We start from the raw sequence: 17,023 nt of genomic DNA, 5'->3' as shown, positions 1-17,023 counted from the left end.
AGCAGGGAATGGCTCCCTGCTTTTTTTCTGTTTATAGGGAAAAATGCCGTTATTTCCGGAACTTATGGTAAAAAAACGTGCTTATCACAGGCTGATTTCAGTATAAAGTTGAGACAAGATCTTGAAATTCAGACTGCAAAGGAGGATTTATATGAAACTGTTAGCGATTACATCATGTCCGAACGGCATTGCCCATACGTATATGGCTGCTGAAAATTTACAAAAAGCAGCCGGCAGATTAGGCGTTGAGATCAAAGTGGAAACCCAGGGGGGAATCGGGGTGGAAAATAGGCTGACCGAAGAGGAAATCCGGGAAGCAGACGCAATCATTATCGCGGCGGACCGTTCGGTGAACAAAGACCGATTCGCGGGAAAAAAGCTGCTGGCCGTCGGGGTTCAGGAAGGCATCCGCAAACCGGAAGAATTAATTCAAAAAGCGCTTAGCAGTGAAGTGCCGGTCTATCAATCTGCTTCAAAAGCTGAATCCGCAAGTCAGCAGGGCAAAAAACAAAACCCGATTTACCGTCATTTAATGAACGGCGTTTCTTTTATGGTTCCTTTCATTGTCGTCGGCGGATTATTGATAGCGGTTGCATTGACGCTTGGAGGAGAAAAAACACCAAAGGGCTTAGTCATTCCGGACGAGTCTTTTTGGAAGACGATTGAACAGATCGGCAGTGCTTCTTTTTCATTCATGATCCCGATTTTAGCCGGGTATATCGCGTTCAGCATCGCTGATAAGCCGGGGCTTGTCCCCGGAATGATCGGCGGATATATTGCGGCATCCGGCAGCTTTTACGACAGTGCAAGCGGCGCAGGATTTCTTGGAGGAATCATTGCGGGATTTTTGGCGGGATATGCGGCGCTTGGAATCAAAAAATGTAAAGTTCCTAAAGCAATACAGCCGATTATGCCGATCATTATTATTCCGGTGTTTGCCTCACTGATCGTCGGTTTGGCGTTTGTCTTTCTGATCGGCGCCCCCGTCGCTCATATTTTCGCATCATTAACGGTTTGGCTTGCGGGAATGAAAGGTTCGAGTTCAATTCTTCTGGCATTGATTTTAGGAGCGATGATCTCCTTTGATATGGGAGGACCCGTAAACAAGGTGGCCTTTCTTTTCGGATCGGCAATGATCGGAGAAGGAAATTATGAAATCATGGGCCCGATTGCCGTTTCCATTTGTATACCGCCGATAGGGCTTGGGATTGCAACGTTTTTAGGAAAAAGAAAATTCGCCGCCGCAGAAAAAGAAATGGGAAAAGCATCATTTACGATGGGCCTTTTCGGTATCACGGAAGGAGCCATTCCATTTGCGGCCCAAGACCCCCTTCGTGTGATCCCGAGTATTATGGCGGGTTCTATGACCGGATCGGTGATAGCGATGATCGGCCATGTGGGGGACAGAGTGGCACACGGCGGCCCCATCGTTGCTGTACTTGGAGCAGTAGATCATGTACTGATGTTTTTTATCGCTGTAACAGCAGGCTCTCTTGTCACCGCTCTGTTGGTTAATGTACTGAAGAAAGATATGGCGAAATCCCCCGCGCCCGGCGAGGTGCTGCCGTCTGACGCACCAAATGAAGCTGCAGCGGCAAAAGAAACAAAGGAACCATCTCAGGCTGACAGCCGAAAAGCCGGGATGACCGAAATCAAAAAACTGACTGACATTATCAGTACGGACTTGATTGAACCGCATTTATCCGGCGAAACGAGGGATGACATTATCGATGAAATGATCGCGAAAATGTCCCGTAAAGGTATGCTGCTGTCTGACAGCGGATTTAAGCAGGCCATTTTGAGCCGGGAACAGCAGGGAACCACGGCGATAGGTATGAATATCGCCATTCCGCACGGAAAGTCTGAAGCCGTCAAAACGCCGGGTGTCGCATTCGGAATAAGACGTTCGGGTGTTGACTGGAACAGCCTTGATGGTTCTGATGCAAAACTGATTTTTATGATTGCCGTACCGAAGGAAAGCGGCGGAAATCAGCATCTGAAAATATTGCAGATGTTATCCCGAAAACTGATGGATGACAGCTATCGGGAAAGGCTGCTCTCCGTTCAGACAAAAGAAGAGGCGTATGAGCTTCTGGAAGAAATCGAATAAAGCGGGGGATGATCATGTCTACTGAACCAATATTTTTCAATCCGGTTTTCAAAGAAAGAATTTGGGGAGGCGCTGCCCTGCGTGATTTTCACTATAATATTCCGTCAGAGCGGACAGGGGAGTGCTGGGCCTTCGCCGCTCATCAAAATGGACAGAGCACAGTTCGAAACGGCATGTATAAAGGATGTACGCTCGGTGAATTGTGGGAGCATCACAGAGATTTATTCGGAAACCTTGAAGGAGATCGTTTTCCTCTTCTTACAAAAATTTTGGATGCGGACCAAGACCTGTCCGTTCAGGTGCATCCGAATGATGACTTTGCCAAAATGCATGAAAACGGGGAACTTGGAAAAACCGAATGCTGGTATATCATTGATTGTGCAAAAGATGCGGAGATCATTTTCGGCCACAACGCAACAACAAAAGAAGAACTGATATCCATGATTGAGCGCGGAGAATGGGACGGGCTCCTGAACAGAATTAAGGTAAAGCCGGGAGATTTCTTCTTTGTCCCAAGCGGCACCGTTCACGCGATTGGAAAGAGCACACTTATTTTAGAGACGCAGCAAAATTCAGATACGACTTACAGATTGTATGATTACGGAAGAAAAGATGCGGACGGCAGGATGCGCGAGCTCCATTTGGAAAAAAGTATAGAAGTGATAGACGTTCCATCTGTCCGTGAACGGCCGACCGTTCACTATAAACAAACAGATGATCTGCTGGCAGCTGTTTTAATAGAATGTCCTTATTTTTCAGTCGAAAAGTGGGTTGTAAAAGGTGAAGCAAATCTATTCCAGCATCATCCCTTCCTTCTTGTCAGCGTGATCGAAGGAGACGGAATAATGATTGCAGGCGGGCATGAATATCCCTTTAGAAAAGGAGATCATATTCTCCTGCCTTCCGGTTTGGGAGAATATAAACTGGCAGGCCATGCAAATTGTATTGTGTCTCATCTGTGATCCTCAAAACCCTTCTCTAGCATCAGAGAAGGGTTTCTCATCACTTTTGCAAAAATACCGAAATTTCCAGCGTATCAGTGGTTCGTTCCTGAATTTATTCTCTCAATTTGTATATCTCCCGAGCCATTGATTCAAGTATGTACATAGCGGGGATTTGGGTGGTGATATTCGCATTTTCAACCCATTCTTCCGTCACGTAATATGAAATATTCACATCGGACATTTTGGCAATGGTTGAATGTTTATGATTTGTAATACTGATGACCCGGCTGCCTTCTTGTTTCAGCTGATTCAGATGAGTCACCGTAGAATCTCCTTCACCTGAAACCGATAATGCGATCGTGATACTGTTATGGCGGAAATGGGAATGGGCCGGAAAGTAAGGATCTTTAATATACATTGAAAGTTTCCCTAAGCACGAAAAATATCTGGCTCCGTATTCGGCGAGAATTCCTGAACTTCCCACTCCGATAAAAATAACGCTTTCTGCATCGGCCGCAAGGACTGCTGCTTCCTTCAGCTTTTCTTCCATCCCTCCGCTTACTGTTCTTTCAAAAAACTCGGCAACGGAATGATGGGGACTCTTTAAAATCGTTTTTTTATTTGCCTCCGTATACATTTTCAGCTTCACCTTAAACTCCGAAAACCCTTCACAGTTTATTTTTTTGCAGAAACGTAAAATAGAAGCCGTAGATACATGGGTTTCATTTGCCAATTCACGGATTCGCATATAGACGACTTTCTCGCTGTTTTGGGAGATGTAGTTGTATAAAGAAGTTTCAAGCTCGTTAAATGAAGCAATCATTTCGTGTGTGAACATGCAGGGGGATTCTCCTTTTTATGAGAATGGTGAATGTACATCTAATCGTAACATATCATTTTTAAAAGAAACATAGTGTTATATTTATGTGACAAATCACTTTTTGTGTCATTCAAAACAAGACGTCAGCCAATGATTTACGGCGCAAAACAACTGCGGATATAATTCGTTCATACGCTTTATGCATGATCTCTTCAAGGGTCTCTGACAAAAGCGGCCGAAAAAAGGAGGACAATATGAGTATCAAACTGATAGCGGTTGATATGGACGGAACGTTTTTGAATGATGAAATGGCATATAATAAAGAGCGTTTTATGAATCAGTATCGTGAATTAAAAGCGCGGGGAATTAAATTTGCCGTAGCAAGCGGAAACCAATATGCGCAGCTTACATCCTTCTTTCCGGAAATCAAAAGTGAAATCGCTTTCATTTCTGAGAATGGCGCTTTCGTCGTGAATGCCGGAGAAGAATTATTCGCGGGTAACATGTCTGAAGACACTATAAAAGCAGTGATCCGTGCTTTAGAGCAGTATGAGGTGAAAAACGTCATTGTCTGCGGAAAAAAAAGCGCGTATATTCATGAAAATGTCGGTGAAGATGAATATCTGCATGCCAGTAAGTATTATTATGTGTTAAAAAGGGTGCCGCATTTTGAAAACATCGATGATGACATTTTGAAATTTTCCATCAGCTTTCCCGCCGAACATTGTTCCGCACTTCTGAGCCATTTAAAAAACGCCATCGGGTCTTTCGTCACGCCTGTATCAAGCGGGCACGGTGACATAGATCTGATCATACCGGGGCTTCATAAAGCAAGCGGGATTAAGCTTCTCCAGAAACAATGGGGGATAAATGCTGAAGAATGCGCGGCCTTCGGAGACAGCGGCAATGATCTGGAAATGGTGTCCGCCGTGAAATACGGGGTCGCCATGGATAATGCGCAGGAAAGCATTAAACAGGCTGCCGCGCATATCACGCAATCAAACAATGAAGAAGGGGTCTTAAATGCGATTGATTCCATCCTCAAATGTGAAAAACCCTTTGTCTGAAAAAGACATTTTAACTGCGGAGGTGCTGAACGATGATTAAATTAGTGATTACGGATTTAGACGGCACATTTTTAAATAATCAAGGCGATTTTGACAGAACGTTATTTGAAAAGACAAAACGAGTAATGGAGGAACAGCATGTCGCTTTCGCCATCTGCACCGGGAAGCAGTGTGAAAGAGTGGAAGCTTTATTCGGAGAAGATGCGAAAGATTTTTGGATTTTAGGAGACAGTGCCACACGTATAAAAAAGAACGGCAAGTTCGTATATGAATCTTTGATCAGCAATGAAGCGGGACTGTCAATTATAGGCGCTTTAGAAAAAATCAGCTGCGGGCATAGCATTATCGCATGCACAAAAAATGGCGCGATCGTAAAAGAAAATCTGTCTGAAAGTGAGATGAAATATGTAAATGCCTCTTATGCACATGTAACGAAAATAACTGATTTTACTGAGATAAAAGATGATTTTATCAAGATTACGGTTCATGATCCCGACGCCAACTGTCCGGAAACGAGAGAAAAGCTGCATGAATTTTTTCACCAATTATATATCGTAGCATCAGAGGATACCTGGATGGACATTGCAAATATCGGAATACATAAAGGAACAACAGTACAAGAACTGCAGCGATTATTAGGGGTTTCGGCTGATGAAACAATGGCGTTCGGAGACGGCCGCAATGACAAAGAATTGATGGAAGCGGCATCCTGCAGCTTTGCGGTTAAGAATGCCATTGACGAAATAAAAGATGCAGCGCACTTTGTCATCAAATCAAATGAGGAAAGCAGCGTCATGCACACGATTATGAGAATATTAGCGCTGCAAAAACAATGATGGGCTAAAATCAATGCGGCAGGACTTACTAGGGATAGAAAAAGCGGGCTATCCTCAGACTTTAATTCACTCCTGATTTTCCTAAAGTATGTTAAAAATGAATAAATATCTATATTTGACTCGATGGTATTGGTATAATATGTATAAAATGAATGAAGCGGTGTAATATCAAGATGAAAAAAATCACTTCATATCAGACAAAAAGCAGGAACTGCCTCGTTTTGAAATTGGGAGGTGTTTGTATTAGCCCGCTGTTAAGCCCCGCGTATATCATTCTTATTTTTCTTCCGGCAGCTTCTTTTCTGTTAGGGATATTAGGGTATTTCATCTTTAAAAAAGTATGGATGACGGTTGTTATTGTCTTCATTTTGTCCTTGATATTCATGTTTATTGTAATAGGCGCCGAACCGACATTTTTCATTTGGGTGGCTATGATGACGGGGAGCTGTTTTGTCTCCGGTTCAATTACTAAGACGATATGGACTTTCGCAAAGCGAAAGTATTAGACAGAAGAATCCTGTTTGAACAGCTATCTTTTTTTTGTCGATTGAAGAAAAAGAAGTATAGAGTTATCCGTTATGTTCTTATATTTTGTCTGTTGTTGTCAGAACGGGCTTTCTGTTGAAAATGTCTGTCTATCGTTTTGTTCTTTTTTAACTAAACGGAGCACTATAATTGAACTGTAGATACATAGAAAAACAAAAAAGGATAAGGAGGATTTTTATGTTTCAAACCTTAGACCATTTTTTGAAATCTTGGGAATTCGAAGCCGATGCGACACAAAAACTGCTGAATCATCTGACTGATGAATCACTTAAACAAGAAATCACTTCACAACATTGGACTTTGGGCCGTATTGCATGGCATACTGTCGCTGCCATTCACATCATTACCTCAAACACAGATTTAACGTTTCACGCTCCGGCCGAAGATTATCCTGTTCCTGCATCGGCGCGGTTTATTGCTGAGAGTTATCATCAAGCCAGTAATGCATTTGTACAGGCGTTAAAAACGCAATGGACTGACGATACACTTCAAGAATGTGTCAACTTTATTGGTCAGCAATTGCCAAATGGTTCACTTTTGATGTTTTTAATTCAACATCAAAACCATCATCGAGGACAAATGACTGTCCTTATGAGACAAGCAGGTTTACCTGTTCCGGGTATTTACGGTCCGGCAAAAGAGGAATGGATTAAATTCGGTTTGGAAGCTCCGAAATAGGATATTGTTGTAAGGGCTCGAATGAATAGATGATACCAATCGATGTTGGTATCTTTTTTGTTTTTTAGAGTTATTAAACCGGTATCCATGACATGCAGACGAATCAACAGTTCAAAAGATGTAAAGTAAATAAATGCAGAAAGGTGATTATGATGATAACTAAAATGACGCAATTCAATATGAAAGACTTCAATAAACCAAACGAACCTTTCGTTGTTTCAGGGAGAATCATCCCTTCATTTGAGGACAATGTTTGGACATATACAGAGGAGAAATTTGCTGAACCTTATGTCAAAAAATATGACGATGAAGACATTGATGTCAGTTATATTGAAGAAGAGGATAAAGTTGTCTTTTTTTATTACGCAGAGAACGACTGTGTCGGCCGGAGTAAGCATGAAAGGGGAGTTAAAGTGAATTACATTTATAAGAAAAAGGAAAAGAAAAATGGAAATTGTATCATTTCAATCAGAGATAAATGGGAGAATGCACTTATTGAGTTTGGACAAAAAAATAATCAAATTGAGATTATGATCAATTATCGTAACGAGAAAACAACCAAGCTTTCACTGCCAATCGAGACTTTTGAGAAAGTGTATGAGGATATTAAAATAGGCCGGAGAGAAAGTTAATCATTCTGTTTGAAAATGACCATGAAGTTCGTAAGCAGTATGGTTTTAACACGCATTTGGATTTCCCTGGCAAAGTAAAGGTTTTTGGGGATTTATGTTAAAATTATAGTAAGAACCTTGTGCAGCGGACAGGGAGTTTCGTTGCTTCATAAGGAGAGGGAACTATGAATAATATTCACATACTGGGAGCCTCCGGAGTCGGAACTTCAACATTGGGTGTTGCATTATCAAAGCATTTGCCTCATATGCATCTTGATACTGATGATTACTATTGGACAGACAAATTCACTAAGAAAAGAGAAATTCCTGAAAGAAGAAAGTTGCTTGAAAAAGACTTGACAATAAATGAGAAATGGATTCTTTCTGGCGCAGTGTGCGGCTGGGGCGATGATCTAAAAAGTTATTTTGACCTTGTCATCTTCTTATGGATTCCGCAAGATATACGGCTTGAGAGATTAAGGCATAGGGAATTTCAGCGTTATGGAAACGAAGTGTTAGCCGGCGGCAGTAAATATGAACAATCAAAAACATTTTTAGAGTGGGCTTCTTTATATGATAATGCCGGAATGGAAGTTAGAAGCAAAGCTTTACACGAAAATTGGATGGCAGATTTATCTTGTCCATTGTTAAAAATTGAAGGAGATTACTCAGTCAATGAAAGAGTTGATCGTGTCTTGGATTATCTGAATTCTAATTAAACTAACGGATGGAGATAATTGCAAAATCCAAAATTCAAAGACAGTTCCGATCATTTTAACGGAGCTGTTTTTTTATACCGCTTTCAGTTTCTCTGTTGTGAAGTGATTTATTTTCGGCAGTATCCCACAATAGAGAAGTGATTTGTTCTTCGTTAAGTTCTCCGTTGGAGTATCTCTCTAAAATTCTTATAAATCGTTCATCACCTAATTAATTATTTCTTTGTTTATTTTTATTCTCCATCTCATTTTCACACCGAATTAAAGCCCTCTCATAACGAGAAGGGCTTTCCGCCTTTTAATACTTTCTCCTTAAAAAGAAGGGGAAGGCTTTATCCGTTTATCCCTCGTATCGTTTATTAATCAACTCTGTAAACATGGGGGATTATTGGTTAACTTAGAATTTTTTTGATCCAAACAAATAGCTTTAAAAAAGTTACCGGCAACTTTCTGCGGCATATCGCAGTGTTCAATTGTTTAGTGCTATTTTTTCATAATCTTTACAAATCTGAAAAAGTCATCATCATCCGGCAGGGGCTTGTCATCTTCGCGTCCATTGCGATGCATATGCGGATCAGAGTGATGTTCATTGTAGAACTCTACGATATGGAATCCGCACTTATTCACATAGAAGTTGATATTTCGCTTTTCAAAATAAGGTGTCACGGTTTCCCAAAGCACAGTATCCGGATACTGTGCTTCTATGGCTTTCCAAGCAGAAAGACCAATCCCCTGGCTGTGATGTTCTGGAGATACATAGAATAAATCTAGCGAATTATGATGTGTTTCGCTGTTGATACGTACTACTGCACCACCTACCTTCTCACCATCCCGAAGAATATGATATACGACTGCTCCGGGAGCGTCGAAAGACTCCTGAACATCATTGTCCGATGGAATCGGTCCATCTTCGCAATCACCGAACGTTTCAATCACGGCGATCGCAAAGGCTTCTTGTAATTTTTTTTGGAATTCTGGCAGATCAGATTCCTTTGCTGGTTCCAGAATAACTTTTGGTTCCTTTTTTGTTTTCATGATTGCTCACTCCTTCAGTTGCTGAAATAACGAGTTCAGTCGTTCAGTGTAATTCCAGCTGCTCTGCCGCTTTTTCTTCCGCGGTAAATTTGGCGTTAAAATACTTCAAAAGCTTTCTCCTGTCTTTTTGTATTTTTTCTTTGTTTCATTGGAAAACAAGCTGCATGTAACCCTTATTTACTATCGTTCACTACCGTATTAAGTGTCGTATGCGGGATTTGTCATCATTCTCGAATTTTTCCTGCGAAAAGTTACAAAAATAGTCGAATGGGCCGCCTTTGACTATGAACATGCATAAAAGATTCAATTTAGATTCGATCATGAGCAATGCACATTGAGTAAACTCCGATGAATTTATTAGCCCAAAGAAGCCTAAATGATATAAAAATAACTAGTATATATATCAAATCTATCCGTTTAATGCCCGCTTCAGTCAACAACAAATTTGAAGTCATGCAATCTGTGCAAAGGGGTTATTTCTGTATTGATTTTTCCGAATGCAGCGGAGTTGCTTTAGGACTCCCGTTTACTTTGCCGTACGTCAGCTTGCGCCATACTAATTCCATCGGACCGTACTTAAATCGTTTCAACCACAATGTACTAAAGCTCATAAGCACGAAGTACACGGCCAGACTGAACATGAACGTGCCGGCGGATTGAATATGATCCGCAAGCCCGAATCCGTACCTGAGGAACAGAACTGTTCCAATGATAGAGTGAAGCAGATAACAGGTCAATGACATCCGTCCGACTTTGGTGAATATCATCATAGGGCCTCGCAGCTGAGGAACATACAGAAACAGCATTGCAAAAGTGCTCATATAAAACATACTTCCGGTTAAGCCGCCATTTTGACCCAAGACAGAGGAAATGTCCTTCCACAGCATATTCTCAGAAAGATTAAACATGTCTAGTAATATACTGCTTTGTGTTATTAGAAAAGCGATTGTGCTAATGATCCAGATACGCTTCCATATGAACTTTTTCGCTTCCATGTCTTTGAAAAATTCCATCTTAACAAAGTACACGCCCAGCAGAAACATGAGAAACATGGAATAGACCATGGAGAAAGAGCCAGCAGCCATCGTGACCATATCTGTCCACCGAGTGCTGATGGATTCCATGTAGGTAAGGCTTGTGTGGCTAAACAAAGTAAACTCTGAAAAATTCGGGTTTTTTGACCCTGCAGTATTGATGACATTGTACAACATTGTGAAAACAGGAGTCAGGAATTGAAACACGATAAGTGCGATAATCCATCTAAGCACCGTTTTGGCCGTGCGTTGATAGAAGGCGAGTAACAGGAAGCCGCTTACGGCGTAAAAGGTCAATATGTCACCGACCCAAACAAATGTGATGTGCAAAATGCCAAACCCCAACAGGATAGATAACCTGCGGGCAAACAGCTTGTTGGGACTATCTACCTTCTGCGCGGCTCGATTCATAAAGATCATAAACCCAACTCCGAACAAGAAGGAGAATAATGTAACGAATTTCCCTTCGGCAAACCAGGAAACCAGATTGTGCAGGACGTCATCGGAGGCCATTTCGAATCCCTTTACTGAATCTACGATCAGAAAATAGTTGACAATAATAATGCCAAGCAAGGCAAATCCACGTACGATGTCCAGAAAATGAACCCGTTCCCGCAGACTCACTGGTTGCCCGCGTCCTTCTTTTTGTACAATCATATCAATACTCCTTTCCCATTTACCATTGCAATGTGCAGTGCTGATCTGAAAAATTTGAGCCTTACAATGGATAAATATAAAGACAGAATCTTAACAATTTATGAAGGTTCATCATTTTTTTTAAAATGTGACAAACTTGTGGCGAACATCAGCTTTCATAAACTGTTAAGATTTACGTGGTATCTTATAACGTACGTGTTACTTATGAATGATATATAGTAAGGTCACACGAGAGATAACATCAAGAATCATGAGGTGAAAAAGGCATGACCCATCGAATATTAGTCGTAGAGGATGATCGGGATATTGGTGATCTTTTGGAGGAATCCCTTACGCGTTCAGGCTACGAGGTGTTAACAGCCAAGGATGGAAAGCGAGCATTGCAACTTGTGAATGACTCGCTTGATTTGGTTATTTTGGATATTATGATGCCAGGCATCTCGGGAATCGAAACCTGTCAGCACATTAGGAAAACCTCTAACGTCCCAATTCTGTTTCTGACGGCCAGATCGAGTACACTCGATAAAACTGAGGGATTACTCGCCGGCGGCGATGATTATATGACTAAACCCTTCTCGGAAGAGGAACTTCACGCTAGAGTGATTGCTCAATTACGCAGATATACAATCTATCAGGAAAAGAAGGAACAGGAAGAAACATTTCTTATCGGGGGCAACCTGAGAGTGAGCGAAGAATTTAATGAGGTTTACAAAGAGGAGCAGCAAATCAAGTTGTCAGATCTGGAATATCGTATCTTGAAACTGCTGATGAGCAAACGCAACAAAATATTTTCTGCTCAAAATATATATGAGAGTGTGTGGGGACAGCCTTACTTTTACTGTTCTAACAATACGGTGATGGTGCATATTCGGAAACTGCGCTCCAAAATTGAGGATGATCCGGCACGTCCGGTTTATATAAAAACTGAATGGGGAAGAGGATATCGATTTGGCACATCGTAAATTCACGCTAACCAAAAAACTGGCTTTGCTGATCATGGTTGCTGCGATTGTGAGCGGTGTGATCTTTCTGACGTTGCAAAAGATTACAGATGATCTGATCGAGGGATATCTGAGTTCGGATGAGTATTATCACAAGGAGTCAGCGAGATACATTCAAAAATTCAGTCAGTACGTTTCAGAAAATGGGTTGTCTACATCGGATAGAAAAGCGTTTGGCGAGTGGGTCAAAAAAGAAAATTACATTAACCTCACCATATTTAAGGATCAGGAGCTGCAATATGATTCCGTTTATTCCGAATCGGATTATGGAAAGGAAAAGCTGACTCAGTATGCTCAAAATCATTCACATCCTGTCAAGTTCAGCGATGGTGAAGGACGAGTCATTATCGACGGTTTCTACTCTTCCCGATATTATGATCTGGCCTTTACATTGGATTTGCTCGGTGCAACCCTCATCTTTTTAATCATTGTTCTCTTGGGCATCCGTCAAAGTCTTCGCTACCTTAAAACGCTTCACCAAGAGATTCATATTCTTGAAGGGGGCCAGCTGGACTACGAGATGACGATAAAAGGGCATGATGAATTAGCGATGATTGCAAAGAGCATTGAGGATCTGCGGAAAGCTTTCTTGGACAAACTTAAAGCTATCGAGGAATTGCAAGCAGAGAGCCGCAGCCTGGTTACCGAAATGTCGCACGATATGCGCACACCGCTGACGTCGCTGATCATGAATCTGGAGTTTGCCAAAAAAGAAGGAGGCGAAGCGGGTACCAGCAAAGATCGTTATGTAGCCAATGCTTATGGTAAAGCACTGCAATTAAAAAACTTGTCTGACAATCTGTTTGCGTATTTCCTGCTGAATAAGGAACATGGGGCCGACCTGGAGACCGTTGCAGTGAAAGAAGTGATCTACGATCTAATATCAGATCAGATTGCTATCCTTCATCAGGAGCATTTCCGGGTCCATATTTCAGGCGAGCTGCCGGAAACCTATATTAACGTGAATTTGGAGGAGCTTGGTCGTGTATTTGATAATGTGATGTCAAACTTATTTAAATACGCAGATCCGGAAGAAGAAATCAGCATCACGTTTGTATCGGATCAAGAAATATTTGAGATTCATGTTAGCAATACGATTAAACTTGCGGATGTAACACCGGAAAGCAACGGACTCGGTGAAAGAAGCATTGCGCGAATGATGTCCCGCATGCAGGGGCAGTTTCACAGTATACAAAAGAATTCCAAGTACTGCATCGTGCTGCGATTTTGGAACAGAAAGATGTAGGCTGCGAATCAAAACGACGAAAATATTGAAATAGGAGACAACAAGATGAGATTTTCCAACAATTTCAAAAAGGCACCTTACCTGTTACAAGCGCTTCTCAATGTCTGCCTGTTCTTCCTGGCCATAGCCTTAAGCGGACTTCTGATCAGCGAGACATGGTACATTGTGCAATTCGTATACAAGTCACTGTTCAACAAAGTGGACAGCTATTATGAGATGCTTGGGGAACTGCTTATATTCTTCATGTACTTTGAGTTCATTGCTTTGATTATCAAATACTTCAAATCAGACTTTCATTTCCCGCTTCGGTACTTTATTTATATTGGCATCACGGCTGTCATTCGTTTGATTATCATCGATCATGATCAGGCGATCTCAACGTTCTGGTGGGCGATGGCCATTCTTGCAATGATTTGTGCATTCTTTATTGTCAATAGACGAAATTCTGTTGTTGAACATTAATAAATTAGTTCACTTTATACCGATACGCCACTGAAATGTCCTATGACTTACTTGAATACTAAATAGGTGTAAAAAGTGGTTATTCATACGGATTGAAAAAGAAGAACACGCAGCAGACTCACTTGCTCTTGTTTGGGGCAAGTGTTGACAACCCCATTACTGGTTTAATTAAAAGAAGGGGTATAAAACCTGTATCAATGGTGTTACTCGATATCTGCGACACAGGTTTTATATGTAGGTAACTAATATTCCTATATATGTAACATTGCATTTTTTATGATGCAATAGTTCACTCTATTTCTGCTTTCAATTTTTCGAACCACTCTAAATTAACCAAGTGATGTGAACGGGAATTTTCGTTCATACGGCGAAAGTAATTGATTGTGCCGGGAATTTCTTGAGTGATGGACAGGTATTCATCAAGGAGCTCGATTCGAGTTTTAGTCTGATCGATTTGTGATTGGATCAGATCCAGTAATTTATTTTTGTCGAATTCATCGGCAAAGAGTAACGCCCCATAAAATTGCAGGTTCACATATTCCGATTTGGTGCCGTATTTGATCATTAATTTTTCGAATTCTGCCCTTCCCGAATCTGTGACTTTAAAGTTACGGATTTCACGCCCGCCGGTTGAGGATTTCTGCTGAATCTGTTCAATCAAACACTTTTCTTCAAGTTGCTGCAGATTGTAATAAAATGAACCTTTCGTGAAGTTAACGATGTACTTGTAATGACGTTTTTCCATTAAGGCCAGAAGTTCATAGCCGTGAGCTCCGGGGTTTTGGATGAGCAAGCCAAGGATAAGTAAGGGAATCATGGTTTCATCACCTTCGCCATCCGCGCCTCAAATTCCGCGTACGTGATTTCACCCAAAGCCAAACCCATACTATGAAGGTAAATCTGTTCTGTTTTAGAATAGTCACCATTCACTTTCAGTGATTGCTCCTCTCCCGAAATGGGTTTCAGGATATGGTGCTTTTTCGAAAAAGCCTCGAAATAGCGGTAACCGAATTTGCGTTGTGAAGCTGCGTCTAAATGAATGCCATCAGGATTCGCAGTCAAACCTGTTGCAGTAACAAAATAACAATTCTGTTGTTCATTAGCAAAACGCAGCAATTGTTCATTAACCTGTCGAAATTCAGTCGCGTGCTGTCCAAAACCAGTCTTCCCAAGAAAGTCACCAAGCCCTCCAATAATCAACGGTACCTCATCAAGTTTCAACTCGTTTCTTAGCGTCCCGATGATAAGAGTTAATTTCTCGTAATAAGTTTCATGCAGCGAACGATAACTGTCACTCTCACCTTGGTGCCAAAGGATTCCGCAAATTTGACTGGATCGGAGGGCGAAGCGGGTTTCGGACAAAGCATGCTGAAAAAGGATGCCTTCCGGATGCCAGTCATTCAATGAACTGCCACCTTCCGCACACGGGATCAAGCCAATTTCTTCATCGGGATGAGCTTTCGACCATGCATCTGCAAAAGATGCGGCCAGGCCAACGCCGGAAACCGGACGGTCGTAATTAATCGGCTCTGTCATCATCTGCCACTGTCCATTGCGCAGCATTTTTATTTTTTCATTATAGATAGGGTCTACTTCATTCAAAAATCCACGGCCCGCCATATTCGACTGCCCCAACATTAAAAAAGACTTTATCATCTAATTTTTCACTTCTTTACATCAATATTTTAGTCTAATTAGACTATAGTCAATTCAGCTTGTCTTGTAAAGTTTCAACTAGGTTTTATTTTTTTATTAGTATGTATGAAAAACAAACTAACATTGAAAATTTGGTGGATATATTTGAGAATTAGCAAGTTCTTTTGCTTTAGGTCTTGATAAACAATGAAAAAACAACAAAAACCCTGTGATGTAAGGGTTCCTATGAGGTTCAAAATCATTTTTCATAGGAAATACATTCAATGTTGGGGGTGTAGCCCAAATGAAATGGATTGTTAAAAAGGGAGGGCTATGTTGAAGGGGTAAAATATCAATGAAAAATTATTAAAAAGGTTAACGATTGTACCAATTCTATTCATTTGTTATGTTTTATTTTTAAATCCTGAAGTTATACTTGAAGAGCAATGTCCTAAAATGCAGAAAAAGCCGGGATGTCAGATCCGGCTTTTCGCTCACTTTCCCTTCTTCTTCCGCTTCTCCTTCTCCGCCCGATAAAACTCATGGAACATCTTCATCAATGCGCGTTTTTCAATCCGCGACACGTAACTCCTTGAAATGCCGAGCTCCTTTGCGATCTCGCGCTGCGTTTTTTCTTTTTTTAAATCAAGCCCGAAGCGGCCGACGATGACTTCTTTTTCGCGGTCGTCTAAAATATCGATATATTTTTTGACCTTTTCAAGTTCCATGTTGAGCTGAATGGTGTCGATCACATCTTCGCTTTCCGACTTAAGGACATCGATCAGGCTTATTTCATTCCCTTCTTTATCCTGGCCGATCGGATCATGAAGGGAGACGTCTTTTTTCGTTTTTTTCAATGCGCGCAGATGCATTAAAATCTCATTTTCAATACATCGTGCGGCATATGTGGCAAGCTTCGTGCCTTTTCCGGCTGAGTAGCTTTCAATTCCTTTAATCAGCCCGATTGTACCGATGGAGATCAGATCTTCCGCGTCCTCTCCCGTGTTTTCGAATTTTTTCACAATATGGGCGACTAAACGGAGATTATGTTCGATCAGCATGTTGCGGGCGTGTTCATCTCCTTCAGCCATAAGGTCTAAGTATTTTTTCTCCTCATTATTTGAGAGCGGTTGTGGAAAGGCATTATTTTTCACGTATGATACTAAAAACACAAGTTCTTTCACAATAAACCCGAGCGCTGCAAAAACACCTGTCACCGTCCTCACCTCCACAAAGTTATGTAGGCAATCGCCTATATGTAACTGTATGTGTCGGTAGGGCTGTTTGTGTCTGTACAGGGAAATTAATCAAAATCCGGTTTTATTTCTTACAGCCTCTTGATTTTTGCTGATTGAGCCTGTATATTGTTAAAAAAAGTAAGGGTAAAACAATATAACCGAAAAGCGCTGAAGAGACGAGTAGACAGATATCATTCATGACAGAGAGCTCCGGGAGCTGTGAAGGAGTATGAATGGATGTGTTGAAACAAACCTCTTAGCTTCGCATCGGAATCATGCAACACGACGATGATGCGGCGGATACTCCTGTTACCGAGTAAGCTTTGTACCCGGCAAGGCCGGCACCAAACCGAATTGAGGTGGCATAGCGGGCTGTTTCCCGTCCTC

The 17,023-nt window shown here is 41.4% G+C and carries 17 protein-coding genes; 11 read left to right on the top strand and 6 right to left on the bottom strand.

Annotated features, from left to right (window positions below):
* The first annotated feature begins 151 nt into the window (after positions 1 to 151).
* Together ACKTRM_RS12345 and manA are read left to right on the top strand one after the other, a co-directional pair.
* Positions 152 to 2,110 (top strand): fructose-specific PTS transporter subunit EIIC, encoded by a 1,959-nt coding sequence (locus ACKTRM_RS12345; RefSeq protein WP_012118052.1) that lies wholly within the window; start codon positions 152 to 154, stop codon positions 2,108 to 2,110.
* A 14-nt stretch (positions 2,111 to 2,124) separates the two neighbouring features.
* Complete coding sequence (gene manA / locus ACKTRM_RS12340) at positions 2,125 to 3,072, top strand: mannose-6-phosphate isomerase, class I (protein ID WP_012118051.1); 948 nt, start codon at positions 2,125 to 2,127, stop codon at positions 3,070 to 3,072.
* 94 nt (positions 3,073 to 3,166) lie between these two features.
* Here manA and ACKTRM_RS12335 read toward each other — a convergent pair whose 3' ends face one another.
* Entirely contained in the window at positions 3,167 to 3,892 is a 726-nt protein-coding gene (locus ACKTRM_RS12335; protein ID WP_012118050.1) for a MurR/RpiR family transcriptional regulator, read from the bottom strand.
* A 236-nt stretch (positions 3,893 to 4,128) separates the two neighbouring features.
* Between ACKTRM_RS12335 and ACKTRM_RS12330 the strand changes: the two genes are divergently transcribed.
* The 6 genes from ACKTRM_RS12330 to ACKTRM_RS12305 all read left to right on the top strand — a co-directional run bounded on the left by ACKTRM_RS12330 (position 4,129) and on the right by ACKTRM_RS12305 (position 8,331).
* Positions 4,129 to 4,941 carry a Cof-type HAD-IIB family hydrolase gene (locus tag ACKTRM_RS12330; protein ID WP_012118049.1) on the top strand — a complete coding sequence of 271 codons (813 nt, stop codon included), beginning with the start codon at positions 4,129 to 4,131 and terminating at the stop codon, positions 4,939 to 4,941.
* 32 nt (positions 4,942 to 4,973) lie between these two features.
* Positions 4,974 to 5,777 (top strand): HAD-IIB family hydrolase, encoded by an 804-nt coding sequence (locus ACKTRM_RS12325; RefSeq protein ID WP_012118048.1) that lies wholly within the window; start codon positions 4,974 to 4,976, stop codon positions 5,775 to 5,777.
* 152 nt (positions 5,778 to 5,929) lie between these two features.
* Positions 5,930 to 6,283, top strand: a complete 354-nt coding sequence (locus tag ACKTRM_RS12320) for a DUF2651 family protein (protein ID WP_307772228.1) — start codon at positions 5,930 to 5,932, stop codon at positions 6,281 to 6,283.
* 217 nt (positions 6,284 to 6,500) lie between these two features.
* Positions 6,501 to 7,001, top strand: coding sequence for a DinB family protein (locus ACKTRM_RS12315; protein WP_012118046.1), 501 nt, complete (start codon positions 6,501 to 6,503; stop codon positions 6,999 to 7,001).
* A 152-nt stretch (positions 7,002 to 7,153) separates the two neighbouring features.
* Complete coding sequence (locus ACKTRM_RS12310) at positions 7,154 to 7,633, top strand: hypothetical protein (RefSeq protein ID WP_012118045.1); 480 nt, start codon at positions 7,154 to 7,156, stop codon at positions 7,631 to 7,633.
* 164 nt (positions 7,634 to 7,797) lie between these two features.
* Positions 7,798 to 8,331, top strand: coding sequence for an ATP-binding protein (locus ACKTRM_RS12305; RefSeq protein WP_012118044.1), 534 nt, complete (start codon positions 7,798 to 7,800; stop codon positions 8,329 to 8,331).
* 480 nt (positions 8,332 to 8,811) lie between these two features.
* Here ACKTRM_RS12305 and ACKTRM_RS12300 read toward each other — a convergent pair whose 3' ends face one another.
* Complete coding sequence (locus ACKTRM_RS12300) at positions 8,812 to 9,363, bottom strand: GNAT family N-acetyltransferase (protein WP_012118043.1); 552 nt, start codon at positions 9,361 to 9,363, stop codon at positions 8,812 to 8,814.
* A 473-nt stretch (positions 9,364 to 9,836) separates the two neighbouring features.
* On the bottom strand, positions 9,837 to 11,054 hold the full coding sequence (locus ACKTRM_RS12295) for a DUF418 domain-containing protein (protein WP_012118042.1): 1,218 nt from the start codon (positions 11,052 to 11,054) through the stop codon (positions 9,837 to 9,839).
* Positions 11,055 to 11,320: 266 nt separating this feature from the next.
* Here ACKTRM_RS12295 and yrkP point away from each other — a divergent pair, with 266 nt between their 5' ends.
* Genes yrkP through psiE form a run of 3 tightly spaced genes read left to right on the top strand, consistent with a single transcriptional unit; the run spans position 11,321 to position 13,763 of the window.
* A complete protein-coding gene (yrkP, locus tag ACKTRM_RS12290) occupies positions 11,321 to 12,016 on the top strand; it encodes a two-component response regulator YrkP (protein ID WP_012118041.1) in 696 nt (231 codons plus the stop codon).
* Positions 12,003 to 13,301 (top strand): two-component system sensor histidine kinase YrkQ, encoded by a 1,299-nt coding sequence (yrkQ, locus tag ACKTRM_RS12285; RefSeq protein ID WP_012118040.1) that lies wholly within the window; start codon positions 12,003 to 12,005, stop codon positions 13,299 to 13,301. Before yrkP ends, yrkQ begins: the two co-directional genes overlap by 14 nt.
* 45 nt (positions 13,302 to 13,346) lie before the next feature.
* Complete coding sequence (psiE, locus tag ACKTRM_RS12280) at positions 13,347 to 13,763, top strand: phosphate-starvation-inducible protein PsiE (protein WP_012118039.1); 417 nt, start codon at positions 13,347 to 13,349, stop codon at positions 13,761 to 13,763.
* A 289-nt stretch (positions 13,764 to 14,052) separates the two neighbouring features.
* Here the strand turns inward: psiE and ACKTRM_RS12275 are convergent, their stop codons facing one another.
* The 3 genes from ACKTRM_RS12275 to sigK form a co-directional block, all read right to left on the bottom strand.
* The gene (locus ACKTRM_RS12275) at positions 14,053 to 14,580 is read right to left on the bottom strand and encodes a PadR family transcriptional regulator (RefSeq protein WP_012118038.1); all 528 of its coding nucleotides are present in this window, start codon (positions 14,578 to 14,580) and stop codon (positions 14,053 to 14,055) included.
* Entirely contained in the window at positions 14,577 to 15,419 is an 843-nt protein-coding gene (locus tag ACKTRM_RS12270) for a sialate O-acetylesterase (RefSeq protein ID WP_012118037.1), read from the bottom strand. The genes ACKTRM_RS12275 and ACKTRM_RS12270 overlap by 4 nt, the downstream gene beginning before the upstream one ends.
* Before the next feature lie 473 nt (positions 15,420 to 15,892).
* A complete protein-coding gene (sigK, locus tag ACKTRM_RS12265) occupies positions 15,893 to 16,615 on the bottom strand; it encodes an RNA polymerase sporulation sigma factor SigK (protein WP_007408248.1) in 723 nt (240 codons plus the stop codon).
* Between the last annotated feature and the right edge of the window lie 408 nt (positions 16,616 to 17,023).

Origin of the sequence: Bacillus sp. D7-8 (genome assembly GCF_052055895.1) — a bacterium.
Classification (GTDB): Bacteria; Bacillota; Bacilli; order Bacillales; family Bacillaceae; genus Bacillus; species Bacillus velezensis.
Note: the sequence above shows the minus strand (reverse complement) of the source record. Positions and strands in the feature narration are given on the sequence as shown.